Origin of the sequence: Paracoccus sp. 22332, from assembly GCF_052045125.1 — a bacterium.
Lineage (GTDB): Bacteria > Pseudomonadota > Alphaproteobacteria > Rhodobacterales > Rhodobacteraceae > Paracoccus > Paracoccus haematequi_A.
Map to the genome: position 1 here is coordinate 1 of NZ_JBQEOI010000054.1, position 18,205 is coordinate 18,205.

Here is an 18,205-nt window from a genome sequence, read left to right on the forward strand (position 1 = left end):
GGGTCCGTTGCATTAACTAGCCGACCACCGCAAGTTCCTTGAGTTGGTAATGATGGGGGGGCCGATGGCACAGCAAAAGAATCCGTTCAAGCGGCATCGTTTTCCTCGGGAGATCATCCTTCTAGCGGTGCGCTGGTACTGTCGCTACCCGCTGTCGTGCCGCGACGTCCGCGATTTGCTGGCCGAGCGCGGGGTGACAGTCGATGCCTCCACAATCCACCGCTGGGTCAGGAAGTTCGGCCCCGAGATCCGCAAACGGGCCTATGGTGGCCATCGTTCCTGGCGCGGGCAGCAGTGGCATGTCGATGAGACCTACATCCGCGTCGGTGGACGCTGGTGTTATCTATGGCGCGCCGTCGATCAGCTCGGCCAGCTGATCGATTTTCGGCTGACGGCGCGGCGAAATGCCAAGGCTGCAAGGGCGTTTCTGCGGCAAGCCCGAGAGACCGTTCGCCTGTATCAGCCCCTGACCATCGTCACTGACAAGGCGCTCAGCTATGCCAAGGTGATCGGCGAGATCAACGACCGGCTCGGGCCAGAGCACACAATCCGCCATGTCGATCGCAAGTACCTGAACAACCGGATTGAGAGCGATCATGCTGCAATAAAACAGCGGCTGCGGCCGATGCGTGGCTTCCAGACCATGGCCGGCGCCAAGGCCGCGCTCGCCGGGATCGAAACCTTCCGCACCATCCGCAAGGGTCAGTTCGAAAGCTGCAGGACCGGAGTTGAAAACGAGATCGACTTCGTCGCCAAACTCTTCCCGGAAGCCGCTTGATGATCGCAGCTCCTGCTTTTACTGCGCCGAAGCGGCATTAATGCAACGGACCCTCCCTGATTGCATTGGGTCTTTCCAGCGAGGACGCTGCCGCCCGGACCGGCATCTCGCAGCCGGTCGGAACACGGTGGTTTCGAAAGGCTGGCGGCATGCCCCCTTCACATCTAGCTCCATCCGCGGCGGCACCGTCTCGGCGCTACCTGTGCCTGGAAGAGCGTGAAGAGATCGCTCTGCTCTTGGTGCAGAATGTCGGCTTGCGTGAGATTGCCCGCCGTCTTGGCCGCGCTGCGTCGACTATCTCGCGGGAGATCCGTCGCAATGCCGCCACACGCTCCGGCGGGTTTGAGTATCGCGCGACCACGGCCCAGTGGCATGCCGAGCGCGCGGCCGAGCGGCCAAAGGCCGCAAAGCTGGCGACGAACGCGGCTTTGCGGCAGTATGTGCAGGACAGGCTCTCCGGCCATATCTCGCACCCGGGTGGCTCGGTCGTTGTTGGCCCGCCTACAGCCTGGAAAGGCCGGCGACATGGACGGCGGCAATCGCGTCGGTGGGCCAAAGCCTGGAGTCCCGAGCAGATTGCCGGTCGGTTGCGCATCGACTTTCCAGGGGACGAGACCATGCGGATCAGTCACGAGGCCATCTACCAGGCGCTCTACATTCAGGGGCGTGGCGCTCTGCGCCGTGAGCTGACGGCGTGTTTGCGCACTGGTCGAGCGTTGCGTGTGCCCCGTGCCCGGACTGCCGGCCGAGGAAAATCCTTCGTGACATCCGAAATCATGATCAGCGAGCGCCCCGCCGAAGCTGCGGATCGTGCCGTCCCCGGCCATTGGGAAGGCGACCTCATCATCGGCCTCAACCGCTCTGCCATCGGCACGCTGGTCGAGCGGCAGACGCGCTTAACGCTGTTGCTGCACCTTCCACGGATGCCCGGGCATGGTGACGGACCACGCGTGAAGAATGGGCCGCCTCTTGCGGGTCACGGTGCCGAGGCCGTGCGCGATGCCATCGTGCGGAGCATCGTTCATCTGCCCCGCCATCTTCGGCGGTCGCTGTCTTGGGATCAGGGGTCCGAGATGGCCCGTCATGCCGAACTGACCGTCGCCGCTGATCTGCCGGTCTACTTCTGCGATCCTCACAGCCCATGGCAGCGCGGCACAAATGAAAACACCAATGGGCTGCTGCGCCAATACTTCCCCAAGGGCACCGATCTTAGCTTGCACGGTCCTGATGATCTCGAAGCTGTTGCAGCTGCGCTCAACGGACGTCCGCGCAAAACCCTCGGCTGGAGAACCCCGGCAGAGGCACTGGACGCGCTGCTCACGAACGCCGAAACTGACCATGTTGCGACGACCGGTTGAGACCGCCCAATACCTGTCGATCCGATACACCGAGCGGTTGGCCGAGGCGGGCATCGATACATCCGTCGGCAGCGTCGGGGACTCCTATGACAACGCCCTGGCCGAAAGCATCATCGGCTTGTTCAAGACCGAGGTCATCAAGTTCCTCGGCCCCTGGAAGTCCGTAGGCCAAGTCGAGTGGGAAACCCTGAAATGGGTCGACTGGTATAACAACACGCGCCTGCACAGCGCCATCGGATACATCACGCCGCACGAAGCAGAGGAGGCATTCTACGCACGCTTGAACGCTGCCGAAAAAGCAGCCTAATCATTGAACCACAAACTCTCCGGTAAACCCGGGGCGGTTCAGGCCGTCGCCCGGATCGACGCGATCTTCGACATCGAGCGAGGCATCAATGGGCTGAACGTCGCGGACCGTCAGGTGGCCAGGCACCAGCTGTCCCGGCCTCTGGTCGAGGAACTTCATGACTGGCTGCGCACCGAGCGCGACCGGCTGTCGAAGCACAACCCAGTCGCCAAGGCGATCGACTACATGTTCAAGGCCGAGCGCTGGCTCGCCTTCACCCGGTTCCTCGACGACGGAAGGATCTGCCTGACGAACAATGCCGCGGAGCGGGCGCTGCGCGGTGTCGCGCTTGGCCGCAGGTCCTGGCTCTTCGCCGGCTCCGAGCGCGGCGGCGACCGCGCAGCATTCATGTATTCCCTGATCGTCACCGCGAAGATGAACGATGTCGATCCTCAGGCCTGGCTCGCCGATGTCCTAGCCAGACTGCCCGGCACGACGGCTTCTCGGGTGCCGGATCTGCTGCCATGGAACTGGTCTCGAACTCCGCAAAGGATGGCCGCATGACCCTGATCGCCCGCCTCCGGATCATCCTGAACGATGTTGACCCGCAGCCGATGCGCCATATCGAGGTGCCGCTGAAGATCAGGCTCGACCGGCTGCATGAGGTCATCCAGGCGGCCATGGGCTGGACGGACACCCATCTCTACGAGTTCCGGGTGGGCGATGCCGGTTGGGGCGTGCCCGACCCGGACGGGTTCTACGACGGCCCCATGAACGCGAAGAAGATGACCCTGGAAAAGCTGCTCGACCGGACCGGCACCAGGACGATCCAGTATGTCTACGACTTCGGTGATGACTGGGACCACAGCATCCGCATCGAGCGGGTCAACGAGGCCGCCCCGGGCATAACCTATCCACGGCTGCTGAAGGCCACTGGGGCCTGCCCGCCCGAGGACATCGGCGGCGCCTGGGGCTACGAGGAGTTCCTCGAAGCGCTCGCCGATCCCGATTATGAGCAGCACGCGGATATGGTCCACTGGTCCGGTGGGGACTTCGACGCCGAAGATGCCGGGATCGACAGCATTATCGAGCGCTTCGATCGGCTTGCGAAGAAATGGGCCCCGCGGGCCCGCAAACCCAAGCCTCCGATCTGAGAGGCCCTCGCGACCGTGGCCTACGCCGGATGGTTACTCTGAGTGCCCCGGCGCATCCCCAATCATGTGAACCTACTGGATCGCGCCCCCGAGGCCCTTGCCGCCCAGCCGGCACTGCACCGCAATAAGCCTCCTGTCGCGCTGAGCGCGTGGCTGGCTGGACGTGGCCTATGCCCTCGGCCTGATCTATGCCGATGGCATCGATCTGGAGCGCAGGGCACCGGTTGATATCGGCCTGAACTGCTATCTATGCGAAAGGCAGAACTGCGCCGCCCGCGCGCATTCCCCCATCAACCGCCGACTGGCCGTGAAAGAGGGGGAGCGCAGTCTGGCCATCTTTCGCATCGAGGAAAACTGATAGCGAATTTGGATCGTTCCGGCGGGAAACATGCGATGGATACGCACGACCCTCCGGAATATCCCTGTCACGAGCCAGACGCCCTGCGCCCTTTGCATAGGATCTGTCGCGTTCTGCAATTCATCGCCCATCCGCTTTGATGCCACTTTGGACGGCACAACAGCAAGCCTGCGCCAACGATGCGCAATGCGGGAGGAAAACGTGATGAAATTGACCCTTTGCAGCATGGTCTCGGCCCTGTGTCTGATAGGCCACGGCGCTTTTGCCGAGACAGTCGGCGATGCGGCGGCGGGGGAAAAGGCGTTTCGCAAATGCGCCATGTGCCACACCATCGGCGACGGCGCGGTGCACCGGACCGGACCCGAACTGAACAAGCTGTTCGGACGGGTTGCAGGCACCGATAACGGGTTCAAATATTCCGATGCCATGATTGCGGCCGGCAAAGACGGCCTTGTCTGGACGCCGGAAAAGCTGGACGAATTCATCACCAACGCGCGCAAGATGGTGCCGGGAACCAAGATGACGCTGGCCAGCGTGCGCAACGAACAAGAGCGCGCCAATATCGTCGCCTATATCGCGCAATTCTCGGATCAGCCGAAGGACGGCGACAGCCCCGCCCCCGCTGCCGAGGGTGCTGCGGCGCCTGCCAACTGACGCCCTTCGTCAAGGTGGGGCGGCGATGATGCGCAAAGGCAGGATAGGCTTGGCCTGCGGCGCTGTTCTGGCGGCCACGCTGGCGGGTGGCACGACGGCAACGGATGATGCGGGTGCATTGGCCGATCTTGGGCGGCAGCTGTTTTCAGATGCCAACCTTTCGCGGGATCGCACGCAATCCTGTGCGACCTGCCATGACCCCGATCATGCCTTTACCGATCCGCGCGAAAACACCAGCGGGCGGGCGTTTTCGCTGGGGGATGACGGACATTCCTTGGGTGATCGCAATACGCCCAGTCTGATGTATGGCGCGTTTTCACCGCCCCGCGCCGCGCGCGGCACCGGCAGGGTCGCGGGTGGCTATTTCTGGGACGGGCGCGCCAATGATCTGGAGGAACAGGCGCTTGGCCCGTTGATGAACCCGGTCGAGATGAACATGCCCGACGCCGCAGCGGTTGCCGAACGCATCCGCGAGAACGCGCATTATCAGGGCATTTATGCCCGGCTGTTCGGCGCTGCCACATTGCAGGACGATCAGTCCGTGCTTCATGCCACCGCCCAGGCGCTGGCCGCCTATCAGCGCACCGACGAATTCGCGCCCTTCGATTCCAAATATGACCGTTACATGCGTGGCGAGACCGATCTGACCTCGCTTGAGAAATTCGGGCGCGCGGTTTTTGTGACGTGGAATTGCCAAAGCTGTCACACGCCGATGTATCGCGGCAATGCCTCGCTTGAGCTGTTCACCAGCTTTGATCACCACAATATCGGCGTGCCCGGCGATGTATCCGCCACCCTGCCGGATGGTGCAGCGCCGGGCATGTTCAAGACACCCACCCTGCGAAATATCGCGGTGACCGGGCCATACATGCATAACGGCTCAATGCAGGAACTGGGCACTGCGCTGCGGTTCTATAACCGCTATCTGGCGCAAACGCCTGCGGCGCAGACGAACCCCGAAACCGGACAACCTTGGGGCGATCCGCCCTATCCCGACACGTTGTCGCGGCAAGAGCTGGAGTCAGGTATCGCGCTGAGCGAGGCCCGGCTGAAGGCGCTTGAGGCCTTCCTAAGAACCCTGACCGACCGCCGCTATGAGCATTTGCTGTCCGAGGATTGACCCGGTTCGGCATGAAGCCGGGTGGTCATCTCGAACAGATCGACCGGGCAGCTGTCGATGCAAGCACCGCAATTCTGGCAATCCCCCGACAGGATCAATCGTGTGCCAGTGCCGTTCAGCGCGGGGGCGATCACATGCGGCTCGGGGCAGACGTTGAAACAGGCAGCGCAATGGGTGCAGTCCTCGCGCCGTGCGGCCGAGACGCGCAGAAGGCTGCCGCGTCCGATGGCGCCGTAAAACGCGCCGACCGGGCAAAGATGCCCGCACCAGCCCCGCCGCGTCACCAAAAGGTCCAGCACAAAGACAGCCAGAACGAAGACCCACCCCGCCCCCATTCCAAAGATCAGGCCCCGCTGCAACGCACTGACAGGGTTCAGAAATTCCCACGCGATGGTGCCGGTCGCGATTGATGCGACCAGCGTCGCTGCCAGAATGCCCCACCGCGTTCTGCGATCAATCTTGCGGTCGCGCGAGATGCCCAGCTTTTCGCGCAGCCAGAAGGCCGCATCCGTGACGATGTTCACCGGACAGATCCAACCGCAATAAGCCCGCCCGCCCAGCACCAGATACAGCGCCACGATCAGGCCAACCCCCAAAAGGCCAACCCCCACCGGCGCCGCGCCCGCAAGGAACCCTTGCAGCCAGATATACGGGTCGGCCAAAGGCACGGTGCCCAGAAGCTCGCTGGCGGCGAAGTTGCCTCGCACCACCCAAACGCCCAGCCAAGGCCCGGCCATGAAGGTTGCAAGTGCGCCGATCTGCACCAAACGCCGCAGAACCCACCAGCGATGCGCGGCCCAGATCCCGCGTTCCGCCACGGCCAAACGGCGGCCATTGGCAAACAGGCTCAAGCGCCCAGCCAGCGACTTCACGTCGCCCGCCCGGCGCGGTTGCGCCCCTTGCCGCCCAGACCCAGCGGACGGGGCAGCACGCGGATCGCCGCGTGGCCCAGCACGCATTGCTTTTCGCAGGTGCCGCAGCCGGTGCAGTTGCGCGAATGCACGACCGGGATGATCATCTGCTTGCCATCGATCACTTGCGGTTCAAGCGTGATGGCGCTGTCGCGGATGGGACAGACGCGCCAGCAGACGCTGCAATTCTGGCCCTTGTAGTTCAGGCAGGTCTCATGCCCGACCAGCACGGCCACGCCCATATCGGCGTCATTGATGCTGGCGATATTGCGATCCAGCGCCCCGGTCGGGCAGGCCTTGGCGCAGGGCACATCGGGGCACATGAAACAGGGCGTCTCGCGTGCGGTGAAAAAGGGGGTCCCCAGCGGCGCATCGTCCAGCAATGTGGCAAGATGCAAGGTGTCATAGGGACAGGCGCGCACGCACAAGCCGCAGCGCACGCAGGCCGACAGGAACTGATCTTCGGGCAGGGCACCGGGCGGACGCAGGGCAGCGGCGGCGGTTTGGCGCGCATTTTCGACAAAGGCGATCAGGCCCAATCCCGCGGCGCAGACCACACCCCCGGCGCGGGCGGCATCCCGCAGCATTTCGCGACGGTTGACGGGTTTTGCGCTGGCCAAGGATCCCTCCTGTTGCGAGCTAAAGGGTGGGGCAGCCGTCGATAGCGGGCAGTTCGGCGACACTTTCGCTCTGCTGCATCTGAACCAAAAGCACATGACGGGCCGCCAGATCGGCGATATTGGCCAGTTGCGCCAACCGTGCCTGCGCCGCCAACCCTGCTGGCGTGATCCGGGTTGGATTGGCCAACGCGGCCATCTGCGCATCGCGTTCCTGCGCCAGCAGCTCGACCAGTGTCTCTAACGGCTGATCCTGCAGGCCCGCAAGTTCGACCAAAGTTCCGCTCAGCACCAGCATCTGCAACGAGACGGTCTGCGGCGGCATCTGGCGCCGGTCCAGCGGCGGACAGCCGTCACGCCACGCGGTCAGGATGGCCGTCGCGGTGATCAGCCGCCATGCAGGGTCGGACGAATTGCGGCCTTGGCGGTAAAGGTTCAGCAGTGGCAGGTATTCGGGCGAGGGTGGCACGGCGCGCTCCGGCGAAAGGTTCAGCGCGCTTGGACGAAACGGCGTGCATCGCCAGCGCGCATTGTTGTCGGGGTCGGCGACGCGCCAGCCCGCGATCGCCATGCCGCGCCCCAGCTCCAGCGCCCAGCGGGCCAACCGCGCCTCAAGATCCCGATGACAGCTTGACAGCACGGCCAGATGGTCGGTGCCGAAGGTGCGATAGACGATTTCTTCGACCCGGCCTGTGTCATCGCCATGCAGATCGATGCGGGCGGGCTGCCCCTCAAGCTGCGTTTCGATGCCGTCAGCGAAATCCTGTGCGCAAAGATCGATTTCCCATGTCCATGTCACCGGGTTGCGCAGAAAAAAGCCCACCATGATCTGGCGCAGCTTTCGATCCATGCCCGCCGCCGCAATCGTTTCGGGCGACGTATCGGCCTTCAGGGGGCCTTTCAGATCATAGGGGATCCACATGGCTGCATCCTTCCCGGTGGCAGGGGGACGGGCGCAGAACGCCCGCCCGCGTGGTGATCAGGCCCGGCCGATGATGGGCGAGATGGTGCAATGATAGGTCATCGCGTCGTCCTCAGCTCCGAAACACCAGATGATGTCATTCGAGAACTCGGGCCGGTAAACCGGCAGCTCGCCTTGCGTGTTCAGGCACCCACAGCGGCCAAGGATGTTTTTGCCGCAGCAGTCCTTGTAGGAAATCATATAGCTATGGCCGTCGGTCGGGTTGTAGCAGCTGGCGACCCATGAACTGGACGCCATGCGCGTGCCGGGCGGGCAGCTGTTGATCGAGCCGCCGCCGCAATCGCAGACATAGCCGTCAAGCGAACAATGCCGCCAGTAATCGCAGGCCCGGACATCCGTATCCTGCGGCTTCCATTCATTGGCGCTTTCGCTGCCTGCGGCATTGGCGCGTGACACCCGCCCGCGCCGGTCCACCGGCAACAGGGGCACAATCGCCACCCCGGCCACCACCGTGCCCACCCGCCCGATAAAGCTGCGGCGGCTGGTCTTGCCGGCGATGCGGCGTGTGATCTTTTCGAATGTCTCGTCGAAACGGGATTTTCCCAACATGGTCTTCCCACCCTTCCTGTTAAGATGTCGTTGTGCCGCCCGCCGTCAGGCCGCCTTGTTGCGCTGGCCCAGATATTGCTGGATCGAGGCAAAGCCGCTTTTGTCAGCCTCGATCAGGCTTTCCAGATGTTCGCGCGTGTTGGTCAGTCCCTTGGCGCGGATCACGCCCTGACTATCCAGCAGCACCGCATAGGGGATCTTGCCGACCTGAAACGCCATGCCCACCTGGGTCGAGATGACATAGCGGATATCGCCCATCTCGTGCTTGCCAAGGAAGCGCTCGTGCTCTTCGGGGGCGCCATCGCTGATCATCAGCACCGACAGCTTTTCGGCGCGGGCGATGGATTTGATCAGCGGGAACAGCTTGTCGCAGACCGGGCAGGTGGGCGAGGTGAACATCAAAAGCGTGCCGCGGCCATCCGCCGGTGCCCCGCCGATCTTGACCGGAGCACCGCGATAATCGGTGATGTCGAACGTCGGGGCCGCGTCGCCGATATCGGGGCCATGATCGGTGATCAGCGCCCCCATCGGGGCCGAGCGTTCGTGCAAAAGCCCGATCTGACGGATCAGCCCAAGCATGACGACGACCACGCCGATCAGCCCCAGCCACAGCAACACATTCGAGATGATAAGGGTCTCAGTCGCCATCGGTTATCCTTTCGAGGCAAGATGGGGGTTGTCACGCAGGGCGGCAGAAACACCGCCCAGCATGGTCGCGCTTACATAGATCAGCATCGCCAGCCCGCCCGCGACCACGCCCAGCACCAGCCCGGCCCCGCCCGGCACGGCGAAGGGCACAGCCGCCGCCGCAAAGGCCGCGGTTGCCAGTGCCGCGTTGCGGGCCACCACGCCCCAGCTCAATGGCTGTTTCAGCCCGTTGCGAAAGCAGCCACAATCGATCTGGCTGCGCCCGCGCAGGACATTGATCGCCATCGCTGCGCCAAAGACGAGCAGCAGCGCCCCGGCCAGTGCGGTTGCGACCTGCGAGGTCGCGGGAACGGCGATGGCGATGGCGGTTGCCATTTCGACCGGGGGCAGCAGATAGGCCACGGTCCGGGCCAAGGCGTCGGGCATCAGCCGGAAGTTACGCACAACGCCATGAAACTCATCCAGATTGCGCAGCTTTGACAGGGCGGCCGTGATGAACAGCAGCATCAGAAAGCTTTTGACAAAAACGGCCAGAACAGGTGCGTCGATCAGGTCCATCGTCGCCTACTCCTGATCGACGACGGTCAGGGCCAGCGGTCCGGTGCCAAGTTGCGGTGTTTCGCCAGTCTTTTTCCCGGTCAGCGCGTCGAAGATATAAAGCGTCGCATCCCCGGCCGAGACCGCAAACAGCTTGGGTTCGGCATCCTGGCTGACAGTGATCGAGTTGACCTTGTGGCCAAGATCGTAATGCGCAAGGCGCTTGCCGGTCTTGCCTTCGATCACGAAGACATGGCCGCTGGGGGTCTTGTGCGACCAGTCAGGCTTTTTGTCGGCCAGCAGGAACACCCGGTCGGTGCCACGGTGATAGGCCACCATCTGCGTGCCGCCCAGTTTCCAGCCTTCGGCTTTTTCAGCGTCGGTGAATCCCTCGATCGGGTCTTGGAAGGTCGCGTCATCCCCGGTCAGCTGCGCCTGAAAAATGCGCCCGGTATAGGTCGGCCAGACCAGTTTGCCGCTGACAGAGGAATAATAGGGCGAGTTGATGACGTAATCATTTTCGCCGTGAAACGGCTTGGTTTGCGACTGGCTGGGCTTTTCACCCAGCTTCACATGCAAAAGCGTGCCTTCGCGGCAATGCATATAGAAGTTTTCGCTGCTGGTCGGGAAGATATGATAGCAATCGGGAATGTCGATCGGATCACTGACCTTGCCCGCCTCCATATCCACCGAATAGACGGCGGGCGAGGGCGAGAACTGCGAATAGAACACGCGCTTTTTGTCCGGGCTCAGCGAATGCAGCCATGGCGTGGCAAAGACCGACAGGAACCGCCCCTGACCCGGCAGTGCGACTTCCTTGATCGGCTCAAGACTGGTCGGATCAAAGATCTCGACCGTGTCGGTGCGGGTGCCGCGAACGGCGCGTGACCAATAGCTTGAGACCGACCCCACGAAAGAGCCGTCATTGGCGATCAGCGGATGCGGGATCCAGCCGCTGGGCACCATGCCCAGAACCTCGGCGCTGTCGCCATCAACGACATAGATCTGGTTCAGCACGCCGATATTGGCGGCATCGGTCACATAGACCCGATGCGGGTTGGATTTGACCTTGGTGTCAAGGATAACGGATTCGTCCTCATATTCCTCGGGCGCAGTGGCCAGCTGTGCCGCCGCCGCACGGGCGCTTTTCTGGCCGGGCGTTTCGGCAGCATCCTGCGCGAAAGCCGCAGGCGCCGCCGCCAGCAGGGCGCTGAGCGCGATCCCCGGGATCAGGGCGGGGCTGAATTTGGCGTGACTCATGGTTTCCTCCGGTTCGTGGATGAAGCAGGCAAAGCGCGGCCGGATCGCGTCGAGACGGCGCGCAATGCCGGACGGTGGATTTTGGGGATGCAATGTCGCCCCGCCCGTATCCGGCCGGGGCCAAGCGCGTCAGATCAGCGCAAGCGTCAGCAGCAAAGCACCTGCCGCGCTTAGCAAAATGCCGTCCATCAGGGCTGCTGCTTCCTGCCGGCGCGCCAGCCATTTCTGCACGGTGATATCGCTCAGCGGCAGATAGTTAACGGCCATGGGCAGGAACCGCCCCAGATTGAACAGCGCAAAAAGCGCGATGGCCAGCACCGGGCTGCCCGACAGAAAAGCGCAGGCCGTGACCAGATACAGGATCGGCGTCTGCACATAGGTCAGATAGTTCAGCCCCAGGGAAAGACCATAGATCGCACCCACGACCCAGGACGGGAACCGCTGACGGGCGTCATGCGGCACCTGCGCGCGGCGCTGCGGATAGGGTGCAGGGATCAGCCGCAGCTGATGTGCGCCGTAAAGCACCCCTGCTCCGCCAATCCCCAACAGTGCGGCGGTCGTGATGCCACCAGCGCCCAAAAGCTGCCCGGCGCCGCCCAGCAAAAGGCCCAGGATCACCGCGCCGATGGCATATCCCAGACCGTGGACCAGAAAGGTCGGCGTCCAGCGCAGCAGGCTTTGCGCCGAATAGCGCCCCGAGGGTCGCAAAAGGCACAGGCTGGAATAGCCGCAGGGCGACCACGTGGACAAAAGCCCCCCTGCAAAAGCCAGCCCGGCCAAGAGGCCACTGACTGCCACCGGGGTTTCGACCCGGCCGCGCAGGGCCATGGCCATGCCCACCCCTGCCGCGATGGCCGCGACCAGCATCACCCGGCGCGCCGCCGGGCGCATCTCGGTGCTGAAGACGGTGCAATCGGCGATGCCGTCGCCCATCACCGGGCGGGACTGCAAGCCCGCCTGTTCGATCATTGTCATTCCGACACTCCCTTGCCGCTTTTTGCGACCCGACAGGGATCCCCCCGGAACCCGCCGACCCGCCGGTTATCCTCGGCTTGAAGATCACTTTCGCATGAAGATCCGGCGCGGAAAAATTGCACAATGTGACAGAGGTCATGCAAAACGCGTCACGCGGGCGCAAAGCGCGCCACAGGGCATGATACCATGGTCGTATTGAAAACCGGATCTGCAACGCGACCGGACGTCGCAGGCGATTCTGCGGTGATGAAACCCGTATGGTGCTCTGCAGAAATGAGTGACATCGTGTTTTCTTCGCGCTAAAACCCGGTCTCAGCGATGTCGCCACATCGCCTGATGTCCCCCCGACAACTGCTTGATGCCAGCCGGCCAATGGCCCTTTCGCAAGCGAACCCCGGAGGAACAGGATATGCGTCTGACCAAGGCATACGAGATCAATGTCCAGCCCCAGCCCTGCATCCGGTCATCGGTTCTGAAGGTGGTGATCGATGCCTTGCAGGCGCTGGGGGCGGATGTGAATGCGCTGTTACGGGACCATGGACTTGATCGGGGCATGCTGGCCGATCCCTATCAGGCGGTGCCGCTGAAGAACTACGTCAGCCTGTTCGAACACGCGGCCGAGATCGGGAACAATCCCGGGCTGGGCGTGCATGTGGGCAGCATCATTGATCCCGATGATCTGGGGCCCGTGGGCGTGCTTTACGTCAAGATGGGCAACCTGCGCGACGCGATTGCCCGCTTCAGCCGCCTTTTCCCCGCCCTGCAAAGCGCGACGCATATCGCCATCCGCGAAGAAGGCGACACCACATGGCTGGAATATCAGATCCTTGATCCGTCCATCTGGCCGCGTCGGCACGACAGCGAATTCACCATGGCGCTGCTTTGCACGCTGACCCGCAGCCAGCTGGGCCGCAACTGGAGTCCCGAGGAGGTGCATTTCGAACATGCTGCCCCGGTGAACCACCGCGAGATTTCGCAGTTCTTCCGCACTGTTGCCCGGTTCGAACAAAAGACCAACCGCATGCTGATCCGCACCGAGGATCTGGATCGCAGCTTCATCAAGGCCGAGCCGATGGTCGTCAGCATCATTGAGCGCCACCTGATCGACCTGATCGGCGAAAACTTCAACTATGACTTCGAAGAGTCCCTCATGAATGCGGTTCTGCATTGTATTCATCAGGGCGATGTTACGCTGGAAAACGTGGCAGCGCATATGGGGATGGGGCCGCGCACGGTTCAGCGCAGGTTGCAAGAGACGGGCAAGACCTTCCGCACCGTAGTGCAGCAACAGCGGATGAACATCGCCGAGGCGCTGCTGCACGGAAATTCGATCTCGCTGGACGCCGTGGCTGCGGATCTGGCCTATGCCGACGCGGCAACCATGTCGCGCGCCTTTCGCAAATGGACGGGCACCACACCGCGACGGTTCGGACGTTGACACGAAAGACGACCGCCCTTGGGCGGTCCCAAATGGTGAGGAGGCCAAGCCTAACGCGAAAGCTCACTTGGCGCTCCAATTCGCGAAGCTGCGGGTGGACGTAGGGGGCGTGTCAACGAATGGGGATTTCCCTCAACCTTCGCCATGTGATTCAGGCACACCGTAAGCGCGACGACGAGGCCCTATGCAGCGAGGCTTGACGCTTGGCGTATTCCTCGCTGAGCAGGCTGTCGATCGCCTCGATCGCGGTGATCTCGCCCGTCTCGAGCTGTCGCACCGTGTGATCGAGTGCCTCCAGCGCACGCGGCATCTTCAGGCCGACCAAGGCGCCGCGGATGCGGTCGAGGAGATCGCTCATGATTGCGGCCCCGCAGCGGCCAGGCGCCGGCCTACCGCATCATAGAAGTCGAGCGGGCGCCGTAGCCCTTGCGATGATGGCGGTGGAGCGGGTCTCCTCGGCGGCGCCTTGCGATGGGCGGGGTCGATACGACGGCGAGCTTTGCCTTCCAAGACCGGGTGGCGCGCGATCAGCTGCCCGTCCTCGAAGATCCGAAGCTCCTCGGTGTGATGCTGGACCTCGAGTGTCCGGCGACGGGTGGTGTCGGGCACGGAATAGAAGTTGCCGCCGACCGAGATCATCCCCTCCTTGCTCACCCGACGCTCGACCGTCAGCACGGCGCTGTAAGGGATCGCCGGGAGCGGCTTCAGGCTGGGCTGCTCGTCGGCGAAGGCCGCATCCACCACGCGTCGGGTCGTGGCATGAACCCGGGGATTGGCGACCTCGGTCCGCCAAGCCTCGAACTGGGTGTTGAGATCGTCGATGTTGCGGAATGTGCGGGCCAGGAAGAAGTCCTGCCGGATATAGCGGAAGGGACGCTCGACCTTGCCCTTGGTCTTGGCCCGATACGGCTGGCAAGCCCGCGGCACCGCGCCGTAGTAGTTCAGCAACGCAACCAGCGCGGCGTTGTAGGTGACCACTCCAGCCTCGTCTTCGCCGATCACCGCGGTCTTCATCCGGTCATAGAGAATTTCCTCCGGCACGCCGCCGAGCGCTGCGAAGGCCGCGATATGGCAGCGCAGCACCGATTGCAGGTTCTGGCTGGCGACGAACCGGCCCCAGAGCCAGCGGCTGTGCCCCAGCACCAGAGAGAACAACCAGACCTTGCGAACCACGCCCGGTTCGTCGGCGAACTCCACAGTGAACTCGGCGAAGTCGACCTGGGCCTGCTTGCCGGGCGGGGTCTCGAACCGCCGCTCGAACGGGGTGTGCCGCGCCGGGCGCACCTCGCGCAGGAAGTCTGTCACGGCGGTGTAGGCGCCTTCATAGCCCAACTCCCGGATCTCGCGCAGAAGCCGCGCGCCGCTGAGATCGGGAAAGGCCTGAACGCGTTCCTGCAGGTAGCGTTCATAGGGCTCGATCACCCGGGCTCGTGGCTGCCGCGGCCCATAAACCGGCGCCTCCAGTCCCAGCTCGAGATACTTCCGCACCGTCTTCCGGTCGCAGCCAACCTTCCGCGCGATCGCGGTGATGCTGAGACCCTGGTTCTTCAAATCCTGGATCAAGACGATCTCCCTCAGTCCTTTCACCTGCCTGCCCCTGTCGCTCTACGTTCGGAGCATCAGGCCTGTGTCCCGCGACAGAGCCAATTCCGAATAGATGAGGTTCGGAATTGGCCCTGACGCTCACGTCTGGGGAAAATTCAAACGGCGGCTTTGGGGAGATTACGTCCGGCGATTACAGACCTCCGAGTATCGGAGGCCCGATCCGGGAATTGCTGCGAATGCCAGGGCTTCATCGCGATAGGTCTGCACGGCATGCGGCAAGCACAGGGCTGCCTGACCGGCGCTTCTGGCCGGGAATAGACGGCCAGATTTCACGCCATTGCTAGCCCTGCCCGTCTGCCTTCACCCCCGTAATTTTAGGGGTGATCGCCTGCCGAACGGCAGGCTCTTTGAATGAAGTGAGTATGTGTTTCTCCCGCCTTTTGGCGGGCGAACGACAATTGGGTTGCGCCACGCGGAATCAAATTGTCTAGTGAGTATACACATACTCACTTCATTCAAACGGAGGCTCCCATGTCAGCAGAACCCCGCAAGCTCTTCGAAAAAGACTGGTCCAGGGTCCGGGGCAGCATGCAGGGCCTTCACGGTAGTGTCCCAACGCTTGGTGTAGGAGGCCGCGCGCGGAGCCCCCGGCGTAGCGCAGCGCGCGGCCGGGTGTAACGCTGGCGGCCACCGCCGATCTTCGAGAAGGTTCGGGTTGCGAGACCTTGAACCAAGAACGGAGATGACGATGACCGATGACAGAATGACGCTGATTGAGCTGGTTGAGAAGCAGGCCGATGGCGATCTCGTGCGCGAGATGCTGGCCTTCGCGGCCGAGCGGATCATGGAAGTGGAGGTTGAGGCGCGAACCGGTGCCGGGAAGGGCGTTCGCTCTCCCCTGCGGAAGGTTCAGCGGAACGGTTACCGGGACCGCGACTGGGACACTCGTGCCGGGCGGATCGCGCTGGAAATCCCGCGGCTGAGAAAGGGGAGCTACTTGCCCAGCTTCCTGGAGCCGCGACGGACTGCTGAGAAGGCGCTGGTGGCGGTGATCCAGGAGGCTTACGTCCACGGGGTCTCCACGCGCTCCGTAGACGATCTGGTGAAGGCGATGGGCGCTGGCGGCATGTCGAAGAGCCAAGTCAGTCGCCTTTGTGTCGAAATAGACGAGCGGGTGAATGCATTTCTCTCCCGGCCGCTCGAAGGCGCCTGGCCCTATCTCTGGCTCGACGCGACCTACGTGAAAGTGCGCGAGAGCGGGCGGATCATCAGCCGCGCCGTGATAATAGCGGTAGCTGTGAACGAGGACGGCAAGCGCGAGGTTCTCGGCGTCGCCACCGGTCCATCCGAAGCAGAAACGTTCTGGACCGACTTCCTGCGCTCTCTCGCCGACCGTGGCCTGCGCAGCGTGAAGCTGGTGGTCTCCGATGACCACAAGGGGCTGCGGGCTGCCGCGCGGCGGGTGTTCAACGCGACGCACCAGCGCTGTCGCGTGGGGCTGTTGAAAAACCCTCGCATCGCTGATTCCATAGCTTCAGGACTTTGTCGCGGGGGCCAGGATGATTGGTCATCAGAACCGGGATCAACTCGAGTTTTTTGTCTGCGGGTCGCTGCGTGACCTTGTGCCGGATGATCATGTCCTTGCCCGCGTCGACCGGGTGCTCGATCTCGGCTGGCTGGCCGAAGATGTTGCCGATCTTTATGCCGTCGGGACCGGTCGTCCGGGTGTCGCGCCGGAGGCAGCCGTCCGTCTCATGCTGGCCGGCTTTCTTCTCGGGATCGTCCATGACCGGCGTCTCATGCGAGAGGCACAGGTCAATCTCGCGATCCGCTGGTTTGCTGGCTATGGCCTCCACGAGCGGCTTCCGGATCATTCTTCGCTGACCCGTATTCGACAACGCTGGGGCGCCGAGCGGTTTCGGCGCATCTTTGAGCGGACGGTTCAGAGTTGTGTGGCAGCCGGGATCGCCAAGGGCGAGGTCGTGCATGTCGACGCGTCTCTGATCCGAGCCGATGTCAGCTGGGAAAGCCTCGCGGTGCGCCATGTTGGTGCCATGTCCGACGCGAATGGTGATGTGCCGGAGGACACCGAGGCCGATCTCCAGGCCAAGCACTCGAAGAAGACCGGGCGCTATAAGAAGGTCTGCGTCACCGATCCGGACGCCAGCATGGCGACCAGCGGGCGCAACCGGCGCCTTGAGCCATGCTACAAGCAGCATGGCGTGGTCGACGATCTTTGCGGGGTCATCGTCGAGGTGGAGGTCACGACCGGGGAGGCGAACGAGGGCGACCACATCCTTGACAGCCTCGATACGGCTGCCGCGATCATGGGAGAACCCATCGGGGTGGCGACAGCAGATGCGGGCTATGCCTACGCCAAGGTGTTCGGCGGGCTGGAGGCGCGCGGGATCGATGCCATCATTCCGACCAAGGCCGAACCGATCAGAAGCAAGGTCCCGCTCCGCCGGTTCAAGTTCGATGCGCGCCATGATCTCGTAAAATGCCCACGCGGAAAAATCCTTCAGCCAACGAAGACCAGGATCAGTCACGGCAGGTTCTTCGTCACCAGGGTGCGTGACTGTGCAGGGTGCGATCTCGCGGCTCTGTGTCTTTCACCGTCGCGAAAGACCCGGGCAGTCGTGATTGTTCATGATTATCCGGCCCTGCTGCGGGCGCGCCGGCGGCGGGAGCGGTGGGGCGAGAAAGAGAACCGGCTCTATCGGCGCCACCGCTGGCGCTCGGAGGGCTTCCACGGCGAGGCAAAGACCTGGCACGGCCTCGCCCGTGCGGTGAGGCGCGGGCTCGAGAACATGCGCATTCAGGCCTTCCTCACCGCCGCGGCCGTGAACCTGAAGCGGTTGGCGGCCGCATTCCTTGCGCTTTTGCTGCATATCCTGGCGGCCAGGCGCCGGGGAGAGTTGTTCTCACCCTCTTCCACCCTCCCGCGCTACCTGCAAAGGAGGTTGGCGACCTCACTGCTCCACCCGATGACGCACGGCATCGGCAGTATTCCATAGGACTTCTTCAACAGCCCC

At 63.2% G+C, this 18,205-nt stretch carries 18 protein-coding genes and 3 pseudogenes; 11 read left to right on the forward strand and 10 right to left on the reverse strand.

Annotation, left to right across the window (positions count from 1 at the left end):
- The first annotated feature begins 64 nt into the window (after window positions 1-64).
- The 8 genes and pseudogenes from ACTJI6_RS21645 (at window position 65) to ACTJI6_RS21680 (ending at window position 5,708) form a co-directional block, all read left to right on the forward strand.
- Window positions 65-778, forward strand: coding sequence for an IS6 family transposase (locus ACTJI6_RS21645; protein WP_440803609.1), 714 nt, complete (start codon window positions 65-67; stop codon window positions 776-778).
- Between the two features lie 56 nt (window positions 779-834).
- Window positions 835-2,136: an IS30 family transposase gene (locus ACTJI6_RS21650; RefSeq protein WP_440803645.1), complete on the forward strand. Its 1,302-nt coding sequence runs from the start codon at window positions 835-837 to the stop codon at window positions 2,134-2,136.
- Between the two features lie 4 nt (window positions 2,137-2,140).
- Window positions 2,141-2,443: pseudogene (locus tag ACTJI6_RS21655) on the forward strand (integrase core domain-containing protein); the annotation flags it as partial.
- A 27-nt stretch (window positions 2,444-2,470) separates the two neighbouring features.
- Window positions 2,471-2,986 (forward strand): annotated as a pseudogene (locus ACTJI6_RS21660) (IS66 family transposase); the annotation flags it as partial.
- Window positions 2,983-3,576 (forward strand): plasmid pRiA4b ORF-3 family protein, encoded by a 594-nt coding sequence (locus ACTJI6_RS21665; protein ID WP_440803611.1) that lies wholly within the window; start codon window positions 2,983-2,985, stop codon window positions 3,574-3,576. The pseudogene ACTJI6_RS21660 and the gene ACTJI6_RS21665, both read left to right, overlap by 4 nt.
- A 163-nt stretch (window positions 3,577-3,739) precedes the next feature.
- Window positions 3,740-3,934, forward strand: coding sequence for a short-chain fatty acyl-CoA regulator family protein (locus ACTJI6_RS21670; protein WP_440803613.1), 195 nt, complete (start codon window positions 3,740-3,742; stop codon window positions 3,932-3,934).
- A 204-nt stretch (window positions 3,935-4,138) separates the two neighbouring features.
- Window positions 4,139-4,588, forward strand: coding sequence for a c-type cytochrome (locus ACTJI6_RS21675; RefSeq protein WP_440803616.1), 450 nt, complete (start codon window positions 4,139-4,141; stop codon window positions 4,586-4,588).
- A 49-nt stretch (window positions 4,589-4,637) separates the two neighbouring features.
- A complete protein-coding gene (locus ACTJI6_RS21680; protein ID WP_440803618.1) occupies window positions 4,638-5,708 on the forward strand; it encodes a cytochrome-c peroxidase in 1,071 nt (356 codons plus the stop codon).
- Here the strand turns inward: ACTJI6_RS21680 and napH are convergent.
- From napH to ACTJI6_RS21720, 8 genes are all read right to left on the reverse strand, one after another.
- Window positions 5,681-6,559 carry a quinol dehydrogenase ferredoxin subunit NapH gene (gene napH / locus ACTJI6_RS21685; RefSeq protein ID WP_440803620.1) on the reverse strand — a complete coding sequence of 293 codons (879 nt, stop codon included), beginning with the start codon at window positions 6,557-6,559 and terminating at the stop codon, window positions 5,681-5,683. The two genes, ACTJI6_RS21680 and napH, sit on opposite strands and share 28 nt — an antisense overlap.
- A gap of 17 nt (window positions 6,560-6,576) precedes the next feature.
- On the reverse strand, window positions 6,577-7,239 hold the full coding sequence (gene napG / locus ACTJI6_RS21690) for a ferredoxin-type protein NapG (RefSeq protein WP_440803622.1): 663 nt from the start codon (window positions 7,237-7,239) through the stop codon (window positions 6,577-6,579).
- 19 nt (window positions 7,240-7,258) lie between these two features.
- On the reverse strand, window positions 7,259-8,158 hold the full coding sequence (locus ACTJI6_RS21695; RefSeq protein WP_440803624.1) for a methylamine utilization protein MauJ: 900 nt from the start codon (window positions 8,156-8,158) through the stop codon (window positions 7,259-7,261).
- A gap of 57 nt (window positions 8,159-8,215) precedes the next feature.
- Entirely contained in the window at window positions 8,216-8,767 is a 552-nt protein-coding gene (gene mauA / locus ACTJI6_RS21700; protein WP_440803626.1) for a methylamine dehydrogenase (amicyanin) small subunit, read from the reverse strand.
- Between the two features lie 45 nt (window positions 8,768-8,812).
- On the reverse strand, window positions 8,813-9,415 hold the full coding sequence (mauD, locus tag ACTJI6_RS21705) for a methylamine dehydrogenase accessory protein MauD (protein ID WP_440803628.1): 603 nt from the start codon (window positions 9,413-9,415) through the stop codon (window positions 8,813-8,815).
- A gap of 3 nt (window positions 9,416-9,418) precedes the next feature.
- Complete coding sequence (locus ACTJI6_RS21710; protein WP_440803630.1) at window positions 9,419-9,973, reverse strand: MauE/DoxX family redox-associated membrane protein; 555 nt, start codon at window positions 9,971-9,973, stop codon at window positions 9,419-9,421.
- A gap of 6 nt (window positions 9,974-9,979) precedes the next feature.
- On the reverse strand, window positions 9,980-11,212 hold the full coding sequence (locus ACTJI6_RS21715) for an amine dehydrogenase large subunit (protein WP_440803633.1): 1,233 nt from the start codon (window positions 11,210-11,212) through the stop codon (window positions 9,980-9,982).
- A 129-nt stretch (window positions 11,213-11,341) separates the two neighbouring features.
- The gene (locus ACTJI6_RS21720) at window positions 11,342-12,187 is read right to left on the reverse strand and encodes a methylamine utilization protein MauF (protein WP_440803635.1); all 846 of its coding nucleotides are present in this window, start codon (window positions 12,185-12,187) and stop codon (window positions 11,342-11,344) included.
- 409 nt (window positions 12,188-12,596) lie between these two features.
- Here ACTJI6_RS21720 and qhpR point away from each other — a divergent pair, with 409 nt between their 5' ends.
- Window positions 12,597-13,625, forward strand: a complete 1,029-nt coding sequence (gene qhpR / locus ACTJI6_RS21725; RefSeq protein ID WP_440803637.1) for an AraC-like transcriptional regulator QhpR — start codon at window positions 12,597-12,599, stop codon at window positions 13,623-13,625.
- Between the two features lie 151 nt (window positions 13,626-13,776).
- Here the strand turns inward: qhpR and ACTJI6_RS21730 are convergent, their stop codons facing one another.
- Both ACTJI6_RS21730 and istA read right to left on the reverse strand, forming a co-directional pair.
- Window positions 13,777-13,983 (reverse strand): hypothetical protein, encoded by a 207-nt coding sequence (locus ACTJI6_RS21730; RefSeq protein WP_440803639.1) that lies wholly within the window; start codon window positions 13,981-13,983, stop codon window positions 13,777-13,779.
- Window positions 13,980-15,212 carry an IS21 family transposase gene (istA, locus tag ACTJI6_RS21735; protein ID WP_440803641.1) on the reverse strand — a complete coding sequence of 411 codons (1,233 nt, stop codon included), beginning with the start codon at window positions 15,210-15,212 and terminating at the stop codon, window positions 13,980-13,982. Before istA ends, ACTJI6_RS21730 begins: the two co-directional genes overlap by 4 nt.
- A 706-nt stretch (window positions 15,213-15,918) precedes the next feature.
- Here istA and ACTJI6_RS21740 point away from each other — a divergent pair.
- Window positions 15,919-16,680, forward strand: a pseudogene (locus tag ACTJI6_RS21740) (IS256 family transposase); the annotation flags it as partial.
- Between the two features lie 49 nt (window positions 16,681-16,729).
- Window positions 16,730-18,187 carry a transposase gene (locus tag ACTJI6_RS21745; RefSeq protein WP_440803644.1) on the forward strand — a complete coding sequence of 486 codons (1,458 nt, stop codon included), beginning with the start codon at window positions 16,730-16,732 and terminating at the stop codon, window positions 18,185-18,187.
- Window positions 18,188-18,205: the final 18 nt, after the last annotated feature.

Excerpts from the sequence above, each read along its gene's own strand:
- ACTJI6_RS21645 (WP_440803609.1), top strand. The coding sequence starts at position 65 with ATGGCACAGCAAAAGAATCCGTTCAAGCGGCATCGTTTTCCTCGGGAG.
- ACTJI6_RS21665 (WP_440803611.1), top strand. The coding sequence starts at position 2,983 with ATGACCCTGATCGCCCGCCTCCGGATCATCCTGAACGATGTTGACCCG.
- ACTJI6_RS21675 (WP_440803616.1), top strand. The coding sequence starts at position 4,139 with ATGAAATTGACCCTTTGCAGCATGGTCTCGGCCCTGTGTCTGATAGGC.
- ACTJI6_RS21695 (WP_440803624.1), bottom strand. The coding sequence starts at position 8,158 with ATGTGGATCCCCTATGATCTGAAAGGCCCCCTGAAGGCCGATACGTCG.
- mauA (WP_440803626.1), bottom strand. The coding sequence starts at position 8,767 with ATGTTGGGAAAATCCCGTTTCGACGAGACATTCGAAAAGATCACACGC.
- mauD (WP_440803628.1), bottom strand. The coding sequence starts at position 9,415 with ATGGCGACTGAGACCCTTATCATCTCGAATGTGTTGCTGTGGCTGGGG.
- ACTJI6_RS21710 (WP_440803630.1), bottom strand. The coding sequence starts at position 9,973 with ATGGACCTGATCGACGCACCTGTTCTGGCCGTTTTTGTCAAAAGCTTT.
- ACTJI6_RS21715 (WP_440803633.1), bottom strand. The coding sequence starts at position 11,212 with ATGAGTCACGCCAAATTCAGCCCCGCCCTGATCCCGGGGATCGCGCTC.
- ACTJI6_RS21720 (WP_440803635.1), bottom strand. The coding sequence starts at position 12,187 with ATGACAATGATCGAACAGGCGGGCTTGCAGTCCCGCCCGGTGATGGGC.
- qhpR (WP_440803637.1), top strand. The coding sequence starts at position 12,597 with ATGCGTCTGACCAAGGCATACGAGATCAATGTCCAGCCCCAGCCCTGC.
- ACTJI6_RS21730 (WP_440803639.1), bottom strand. The coding sequence starts at position 13,983 with ATGAGCGATCTCCTCGACCGCATCCGCGGCGCCTTGGTCGGCCTGAAG.
- ACTJI6_RS21745 (WP_440803644.1), top strand. The coding sequence starts at position 16,730 with ATGATTGGTCATCAGAACCGGGATCAACTCGAGTTTTTTGTCTGCGGG.